The following is an 8,830-nucleotide window of genomic DNA, read 5'->3' as shown; positions in this document are numbered from 1 at the left end:
CATCCCTCATACAGCAGTTGTTCAACGGTCTTGACAACTTCGTCCTCCTTGGCGTCCCTTTCTTTATCCTCGCCGGCAACATCATGGCAGAGGGCGCCATATCGAACAGGCTTGTCAACGTGATGAAACTCTTCGTCGGGAGGCTCACCGGCGGGCTTGCCATGGCATCCATCCTGGCGTGCATGTTCTTTGCGGCCATATCAGGCTCCTCGCCTGCAACGGTGATTGCCATCGGGAGCATCATGATGCCGGCGCTCGTTAAAGAAGGCTACGGCGAGCGTTTCTCCATCGGGCTTCTCACCTCTTCCGGCTCTCTCGGTATCCTCATACCGCCGAGCATACCGATGATACTCTACGCGCTGGTAATGAACGTATCGGTCGCAGAGATCTTTATGGCCGGCTTCCTCCCAGGCATCTTCATCGGCTGCTGCCTCATGGGATATTCCTATTTCATGGCCAGGAGGAACGGGTGGAAATCGGAGGTGCATTACACCTTCAGGGAGGGGATGAAGATAATCAAAGACGGGCTCTGGGCATTGTTCCTGCCCTTTCTTGTCCTCGGGGGGATATATGGCGGCGCCTTTACACCCACAGAGGCTGCGGCGGTATCGGTTATCTACGCGTTGTTCGTGGAACTCTTTATCTATAAGGAACTGAAATTCAAAAAACTCTTCGGCGTTTGCAGGGACTCGGCAATACTCTCGGGCAGCCTTCTTTTTATCCTTTCATGCGCCATGACATTTATCTGGCTCCTGACCGTTGAGCAGATCCCCGTGAAGCTTGCAGAGCTTATCATTGCAAATGTAAAGGAGCGGTGGCTCTTTCTCCTTGCCATAAACGGCGTCCTGCTCATCATCGGCGGGCTGATGGACATCGTCACCGCCGTCATCGTCATATCGCCCATACTGATCGAGACGCTGACCAGGTATAATATCGATTATGTGCATTTCGGCATCATCATGATCATTAATATCGAATGCGGGTTCCTGACCCCGCCCTTCGGCCTCAATCTTTTTGTATCAATGGCGATCATGAGGCGCTCGCTGATCGAAATAGGCAAGGCGGTGTTCCCCTATATCCTCTTATTTCTGGCATGTCTCCTCGTCATTACCTACATTCCGAAGCTCTCCCTTCTTCTCCCTGATCTTCTTATAAGGAGATAATTATGGACATAACCGTAAAACATGATCTCTGGAACCAGGACAAGACTCTTGTCCTGTCGCTTCCTTCCCGGTGGAATACACAAGTCCTCGCCATGGGAGGAGACGGGAAAGAGGCGCTTACACACGGTGATTACAGGAAGGCCGTTCAGCCCCTTGCGTCTTTCATCAAAGGTAAAAAAGAGGTCTGCATACTCTTTGATGATCTTTCCCGGCCGACAAGGACATACGAGATCCTCCCGTCCTTTCTTGAGCTTTTTCAACAGTGCGGTATCAGGGATGAGCAGGTGCGCTTCATCTGTGCACTGGGAACTCATGCGCCCCTCGACAACACGGCATTCCGCAAAAAGCTCGGTGATGAAGTGATGGAGAGGTTCCCCGTTTACAACCACAATCCCTATGAGAATTGTGAATTGATAGGCAGGACGAGGCAGGGCACACCTGTTATCGTGAACAAAGAATATCTTTCCTGTGACCTTAAGATAGGCATCGGCGCCCTTATCCCTCACTCGTTCTGCGGTTTCGGGGGCGGCTATAAGATCGTCATGCCTGCGGTAAGCCATATCGATGCCATAGAATACCACCACGGAACCCTTTTGAAAAAATACTGGGATGCCTGTTACGGCATAGGCAAATATCAGGGCAACTCTCTTCTCGAAGATATTAAGGAGTGCGGCAGAATAGCGGGTCTTGATGCCGTTGTCAACATCATGGTCAATACCGGAGCGCTCGCAACAGACATCTATGCAGGTAATCCTGACGGCCTTTATCGGGAGATGACCGAAAGGGCCGCTCAACACTACAGGACGCCGACAGATAAAAAGGCTGATATTGTTATAGCGAACGCGTACGGCAAGGCGAGTGAAGCTGTCATTGCGCTCTCACTGGCAGAAGAATTCCTGAAGGATGAGGGCGGTGATGTCGTAATCCTCTGTGACATTGAAGAGGGCCAGGTCGTCCATTACCTCCTGGGCAGGTTCGGAAAAGATACCTGGGGGCGCCTCGCCTTCGGTGAGAGAAAGAAGAGCGGCAAGACAAAAAGGGTACATATCTATTCGCGGCGCAGGGACCTTGCAAACGAATGCTGGTTCGGTAAAAAGGAAGACCTCCTCTGGCATAAAAACCTGGAAGACATGATCGATTACCTCGACGATCAATACAGGGGCAGGGAGGTTGATGTCCTGGTCATCCCCGACGGGACGATACAGATGATCTGAACAGTCCGTGAGTCGTAAGGCGCCTTTCTCACAGGATGATCATCAGTGCCGGACTTTCCCCGCAAACACGCTCATTCCGCTCCAGCGGCTCCAATCGCTCGCGTTCGGCTTCGGAACTTTTGCTTCGCAAAAGACCGAGCTTCCTTGCCTCACGACGGTTTGCTACAGGAAAGCCCGACACTGATGCCCTGGTGAAATGCAAGAGAATGTGGAACATCGGTAAGGCGTGAGGGGAAAGGCGGCTGAGGGCGGATAAGCTCCTTAAAGAAATTGCTTCTTTTGTTTCTTACTATCTACTATTCACTATTGACTATCCACTGCCTTATAAACTTTATTGCGCACAGGATTATCAGGAACGCTGAAAGTATTGCAATAAAATAGTCGCCGTATCTCACGTAGAAGGTCTTTGTGTCTTTCAGAGAAAAGCTGCCTCTTAAAACCGTTTCGACAAAGATAGGGGTCTGCGCCTGTATACGTCCCTTCGGATCGATAACGGCGCTTATCCCTGTATTGGCAGACCTCAGAAGAAACCTGTCCGTCTCTATTGCCCTGAATACGTAAAAGGCAAGGTGCTGGAAGGGTGCTGAAGTCCGTTCATACCACGCGTCATTGGTGATGTTAACAAGCACCTGCGCACCGTTTCGTATTGTTTCGTTTGTGATATACGGGAAGATACCCTCATAACAGATGAGCATGCCGATATTCCCTATCTGTGCATGCAGTGGCTGGTGTCCTTCGCCGGGGAAGAAGTCGCCACCGGCGGCTGTCAATTTCTCAAGAAAAGGGAGGTACCTGACAAGCGGAGTATATTCACCAAAAGGGACGAGGTGCACCTTGCTGTATACTCCGACGGTCTCAGACTGTTTGTCGATCAGATATGCAGAGTTATGGTACTTGCCGGCACGGTCCCGCGAAACCGTACCGAACAAAAGATTGCTCCGCAGAAGCACAGGCAGGTCCTTTATGTATTTATTAGCGTAGATCTCGTCTTCAAAGATAAAAGGCATGGCAGTTTCAGGCCAGATAATGAGGTCTGCATCCTTTGCGCCCTCCAGCGTTTTTTGGTAGTAAGTACGGATGGTCCTGATCTTGAAGGCTTCATCCCACTTAACGTCCTGCCTGATATTCCCCTGCACTATCGCAGTCCGTACAGTTCCTTCCTCCTTCTGGCTCAGCTCCTTGAAGCCGTAAATTAGTGAACCCGCGAAAAGGAGAAAAATTATGGATACATAGATGGCCGAAACGGACCTTTTCCGGATCACGTTATAGATGATGCAGTTTACGGCAACGATGATGAATGATATAAAATACGTCCCTGTGATGGACACAACCTGAATAAGGTGCAGGAACCTGTCCTGCGAATGGGCAAGGAACGACCATGGAAACCCTGTAAACAGGAATCCTCTCACATACTCCAGCAACACCCAGATGATCGGAGCGGAAAGGTAGACCGGCAAGGTCAATCTTTTTCTAAGATAGGACACCGCGAAGGCAAAGAAGCCTGTATATAATGAAAGGTAAAGGACGAGGAGCAGCAGGATAAGACAGCTTAGCCAGATATTGATGCCCCCATACCTGTTCATGGCTATGACAACCCAGTAGACAAGACCGATGAAGGAAATAAAACCGCAGACAAAACCGTTCCAGAATGCATATTGGCAGCTCTCCTGATCCATGGCGTAGAGGAGCGGAGTGAGCGCAAAAAAGGCAACCGGATAGAGGGATACCGGCGGCTGAATAAGCACAAGGAGGACACCGGAGATACAACTGAGATATAAAGACGGGAGGTAAGGACCGAGGACCGAAGGACGAAGGACGAAGGACGAAAACTTGCTTCGGGTTCCATCGGTTGATACATTGGTCATCATGCTGCCCGTTCTGAAATCATCCGTTTATATACATCATGGGAAACGATAAAGTCGAGGAGCTTTTTCTCCCGGTATCTCATTCTTCGGCCCTGATTCTTTTCTCCTTCATGGTCATGACCCGTTATATGAAGCAGACCGTGAATGATAAGGGCAAAGAGCCTCTCATAGAAATGAACACCTGATTGTTCCGCCTCTTCTCGCGCCTTCTCAATCGAGATTATGATTTCACCGGCGATCTCACCGGGCAATCCATCAATATACGAAAAGGAGATGACATTCGTCGGGTATTGTTTCCCGAAAAACCTGCTGTTTAATGCCGTGATTTTTCTGTTGTTGACAAAAAGTATGCTGATATCCTTACCCTGAAGACCTGAAAAGGTTAGTAATTTTTTTGTAAGCCTTTTGACGCTCCTGCTGTTTATCGTTATCGATCTTTGAGAGTTTTTTATCAACACCGCCATTTTGTGTCCTTTCAGGATATTCAATCCTATGGTGAAATATGCCAAGGAGGATCGCGATAAAGCTCTTCTGGATCGCATTGAGGTCTTTCAGCGTAAGTTCCGATTCATCGAGCTGTCCGTCAAGGAATATATTTTCGATAATACCTTGCACATGACTTTCTATCCGTTTCGGCGTAGGATCGTCGAGGACCCTGGAGGCTGCCTCCACTGCGTCTGCCAGCATGATGATGCCCGTCTCTTTTGTCTGGGGCTTCGGCCCTGCATATCTAAAATCCTGTTCCTTGATAGTATGCAGCTTCGGGTCTTCAAGCTCCTTTGCTTTGCTGTAAAAATAACTGACGAGACTCTTCCCGTGGTGCTGCTGTATGACCTCGGTAATCTTCCTTCCGAGTTTATACCTTTCTGCAAGCTCAACCCCTTCCTTTACATGGTTAAGGATAATGAGCGCGCTCATGCTTGGCGTTAAATCTTTATGTGGATCTTCAACATCCGTTCTGTTTTCTATGAAATAATGGGGCATCTTGAGCTTCCCGATATCATGGTAGTATGCCGCCACCCGCGTAAGCAGGGGATGGGCCCCGATGCTCTCTGCGGCTGCCTTTGAGAGGTTTCCGACAATAACGCTGTGATGGTATGTGCCGGGGGCATCGACCATCATCTCTTCCAGAAGCGGATGCTCAAAGTTGGCAAGCTCAAGCAGTTTGATGTCAGTCGTGTAATCAAAGACATGCTCGATAACGGGTAAAAGCCCGAGGGCGATGAAGCTGCTCGCAATGCCGTTCAGGACGATGAAGGCGATCTTCATGGGCAGGTTTGAAAGAGATTGTCCCAATAAGATATCGAGCAGGAGAACAAAAAAACTTATGACAAAGGATGTGTAAAGTCCTGCCTTGAGGATCGTATTCCTGTTTTCGCATTTTCCTGAAAAATAAGAAGCAAGAACGTTGCCAAGGAACGCATACAAAAGGACTGTCATGCTGCTCTCAAAAGAGAGGCTCATGGCGATCGCAAAGACCATTGAAAAGAGAATGGCGACCTCAGAAAAGAGGACAACCCTGAGGATGATCCCGTACAAAAAGACGGGGATGATATAAAATAGCTCGGAGGTATGATTCGGGACATAATATTTAAAAACCAGGGAGAACCCTCTTACCAAAAAGATCGCGAAAAGGGTAAGGGCGGCACAAAATATCAGGTCTTTTTGTGTGAGTGAGAATTTTTTAATATTTTTTTCGCCGTATTCGTATAACACCGCTACAAACAAAAACAGTATAAAGAACACCACGAGAAACCTCTCCAGGGGAAAACCTCTCCTCTTGTCTGGCGGGCTGAAGGTGGAGAGCTTCCGCAGGTGTTCTTCGTTGATCCTTTCGCCTTCCCTGACAATAATCTCGCCTTTTTTGATAGCGATATCGCCCTGCGGCGCATACAGGTCAGCAGGGGATTTGACGTTCTCCCTTGCTACATCACCAAGCTGATATTCGCCTGGCGTGTACGGTTGTTGTATGTTGATGATACATGACAGCAGGAGCGAGAGCGCGAAGAGTATCAGAAATTTTCTGTAGTAAAAATACGAAGGGGGTTTATCCTTTCCATTCTGCATCGTTCAAACCTTCTGAGTCTGTTTTCCTTGTTTCATATGCCTTGATGATCTTCTGGACGAGCGGATGTCTTACCACATCTTTCTCTGTAAAGTAAACAAACTTAATGCCCTTGATCCCCTTCAGGATTCTCTGTATCTCCACGAGACCGCTTGTCTTCTTATCTGCGAGGTCAATCTGTGTAATGTCACCGGTAATAACGGTCTTCGAAGAAAATCCAAGACGCGTAAGAAACATCTTCATCTGCTCGGAAGCTGTGTTTTGGGCTTCATCAAGAATTACAAAGGCATCGTTCAAGGTCCTGCCGCGCATAAATGCAAGGGGGGCGATTTCAATAATACCCTTTTCAACAAGTCTGGTGGCCTTCTCCATATCAAGCATGTCGTACAGTGCATCATAAAGAGGCCTCAGATAGGGATTAACCTTTTCATACATCGTTCCGGGGAGATAACCGAGCTTTTCCCCTGCCTCAATGGCCGGTCTCGTTAACACGATCCTCGAAACTTCCTTCCTGTAGTAAGAGGAAAGCGCCATTGCCATGGCGAGATATGTTTTGCCGGTACCGGCGGGGCCTATACCGATCACCATATCATGCCTTTTTATGGCATCGATATATGTCTTCTGGTTCCTCGTTTTCGGCATCACAACCTTTTTGGATGGAAAGATATATATCTGATCTTTGTGGGGGTTGCTTATGGTATCCTGCGTGTGTGAAACGTATCGTACTGCCTGATCTATATCCGATGCGCTGATAACAAAACCCTTCTTGACGATGCTGTGGAGTTCGTTAATTACCTTATTTGTATTCTCCACATCCATTTTACTGCCTATAAGGATCAAGTGGTTCCCCCGGATGCTCGTCTTGACGTTAAAATATTTCCTGAGATATTTTATATTTTCGTCACGGGGGCCAAAGAGGTTGCGGGCTATGTTTATATCATCAAAAAAGAGTTTTAAAAACCCTTCGTTCGTCTTTTCTTCCAATAAAGTTTTCCATTCCTCCTTTATACTACATATTTAGTATACCACAAAAACACCTTTTGCAATAGATTCCCACGGACAAGCCCCGGCAATGAGAGCAGCGGAGAGCGAAGGGGTTGTTGAGAGCTGATAGCTGAAAGCTGGAGGGGGCGACGCAAGCCCCGTAAAATATTTAATAGCCCATTCTTGGGCGAGAGGGGGTGGCTCCGGCGGCTTTGCTGCTGGAGGGGGCGACGCAAGCCCCGTAAAATATTTAATAGCCCATTCTTGGGCGAGAGGGGGTGGCTCCGGCGGCTTTGCTGCTGGAGGGGGCGACGCAAGCCCCGTAAAATAGTGGAGAGCGGTCTTCTTCTCAAAGTTCTATAAAAACTTAAAACAATTGTAAATTCATGTAGTTTTGAGTAGAATATAGGCTATGCATAAAGTACTTATTATCGATGATGAAAAGGATATTCTCGACAGCTTGTCCTCTATACTTGAAGATGAGGGTTTTCAGGTCTCAAGGGCGACTGACGGCAAGGAAGGCCTCTCCCTTTTCGAGAGAGAAAAGCCCGAAATCGTTCTTCTTGATATATGGATGCCTGAACTGGATGGCATACAGGTCTTGAAACAGATAAAGAAAAAGGAAGGGAAAGCAATCGTAATCGTTATTTCCGGCCATGGAACGATCTCCACGGCCGTCGAGGCGGTCAAAATGGGTGCATACGACTTTCTCGAAAAACCACTCTCTATTGAAAAGGTTCTTGAGGTCATATCCAGGGGCTTGGGTGCTGAAGAACGGCACAAGGTAAAGACCAAAGATTTCCGGATAGAAAGTGCCAAAGGTACTCATAAATTTCAACAAAAAACCATCGGGAAAAGTATTGTTGTCTATGGTGTTGGTCTTCATTCGGGGGCAAAGACCGGCATGATACTCCTCCCGATGCCTGAAAATACCGGCATCATATTCGAGCACATACCTGATGGGGAGCGTATTCCTGCTTATATCGATTACGTCTTCTCCGTCGGCTATGCCTCATCGGTGAAAGGGAAAAACTGTATGGTAAGGACCATCGAGCATCTCCTTGCCACGTTCCACATGTACGGCATAACGAATCTTCTCGTGAAGGTCAGCGAAGAGATCCCGATCCTTGATGGTTCTGCCATCGAGATGTGCAGCAAGATCGAGGAAGCCGGGATCATTGAACAACAAAGGGGGATAGAACCCCTCTACATCAAAGAAGCGGTCACGATCGCAGACTTAAGCAATGGAAAATCTCTCCAAATAGAGCCATCGGAATCTTTTGAAATAGATTACACGTTAGAGTATGGTAAACCTATCGGTATCCAGCGATATCATTTCCATGGAGATAAGGATGCCTTCATTGCTGAAATAGCGCCGGCAAGGACCTTTGGTTTCCTCAAGGACTTTGAACAGCTTGCAAAGATGGGCCTCGGGACAGGCGGCAGGATAAATAACGTCATTATCTTAAACGATGAAGGTGTTATCAATACGAAACTCAGGTTCAAGGATGAGTTTGTGAGACATAAGGTGCTCGATCT

The 8,830-nt window shown here is 48.0% G+C and carries 7 protein-coding genes; 3 read left to right on the top strand and 4 right to left on the bottom strand.

Annotated features, from left to right (window positions below; translation table 11 throughout):
• Positions 1-1,163 (top strand): TRAP transporter large permease (locus tag PHU49_11040; protein MDD5244537.1); only part of this gene is annotated, 1,163 nt, incomplete at its 5' end.
• 2 nt (positions 1,164-1,165) lie between these two features.
• A complete protein-coding gene (locus PHU49_11035) occupies positions 1,166-2,377 on the top strand; it encodes a lactate racemase domain-containing protein (protein ID MDD5244536.1) in 1,212 nt (403 codons plus the stop codon).
• Positions 2,378-2,673: 296 nt separating this feature from the next.
• Here PHU49_11035 and lnt read toward each other — a convergent pair whose 3' ends face one another.
• The 4 genes from lnt to PHU49_11015 are packed head-to-tail and all read right to left on the bottom strand — an operon-like array spanning position 2,674 to position 7,291.
• Positions 2,674-4,245: an apolipoprotein N-acyltransferase gene (gene lnt / locus PHU49_11030; GenBank protein MDD5244535.1), complete on the bottom strand. Its 1,572-nt coding sequence runs from the start codon at positions 4,243-4,245 to the stop codon at positions 2,674-2,676.
• Positions 4,242-4,706: an rRNA maturation RNase YbeY gene (gene ybeY / locus PHU49_11025; protein MDD5244534.1), complete on the bottom strand. Its 465-nt coding sequence runs from the start codon at positions 4,704-4,706 to the stop codon at positions 4,242-4,244. The genes lnt and ybeY overlap by 4 nt, the downstream gene beginning before the upstream one ends.
• Positions 4,603-6,309 carry an HDIG domain-containing protein gene (locus PHU49_11020; GenBank protein MDD5244533.1) on the bottom strand — a complete coding sequence of 569 codons (1,707 nt, stop codon included), beginning with the start codon at positions 6,307-6,309 and terminating at the stop codon, positions 4,603-4,605. Before PHU49_11020 ends, ybeY begins: the two co-directional genes overlap by 104 nt.
• On the bottom strand, positions 6,290-7,291 hold the full coding sequence (locus PHU49_11015) for a PhoH family protein (GenBank protein MDD5244532.1): 1,002 nt from the start codon (positions 7,289-7,291) through the stop codon (positions 6,290-6,292). Before PHU49_11015 ends, PHU49_11020 begins: the two co-directional genes overlap by 20 nt.
• A 412-nt stretch (positions 7,292-7,703) precedes the next feature.
• Between PHU49_11015 and lpxC the strand changes: the two genes are divergently transcribed.
• Positions 7,704-8,830: UDP-3-O-acyl-N-acetylglucosamine deacetylase (gene lpxC / locus PHU49_11010; protein ID MDD5244531.1), on the top strand; the 1,127-nt coding region annotated here is incomplete at its 3' end.

It is taken from the genome of Syntrophorhabdaceae bacterium, assembly GCA_028713955.1.
Taxonomy (GTDB): domain Bacteria; phylum Desulfobacterota; class Syntrophorhabdia; order Syntrophorhabdales; family Syntrophorhabdaceae; genus UBA5609.
The sequence above is the reverse complement of the archived record's forward strand: the minus strand, read 5'-3'. Positions and strand labels throughout refer to the sequence as shown.

Bases quoted from the DNA above. Each gene is read 5' to 3' on its own strand.
- PHU49_11035 (MDD5244536.1), top strand. From the start codon at position 1,166: ATGGACATAACCGTAAAACATGATCTCTGGAACCAGGACAAGACTCTT.
- lnt (MDD5244535.1), bottom strand. From the start codon at position 4,245: ATGATGACCAATGTATCAACCGATGGAACCCGAAGCAAGTTTTCGTCC.
- ybeY (MDD5244534.1), bottom strand. From the start codon at position 4,706: ATGGCGGTGTTGATAAAAAACTCTCAAAGATCGATAACGATAAACAGC.
- PHU49_11020 (MDD5244533.1), bottom strand. From the start codon at position 6,309: ATGCAGAATGGAAAGGATAAACCCCCTTCGTATTTTTACTACAGAAAA.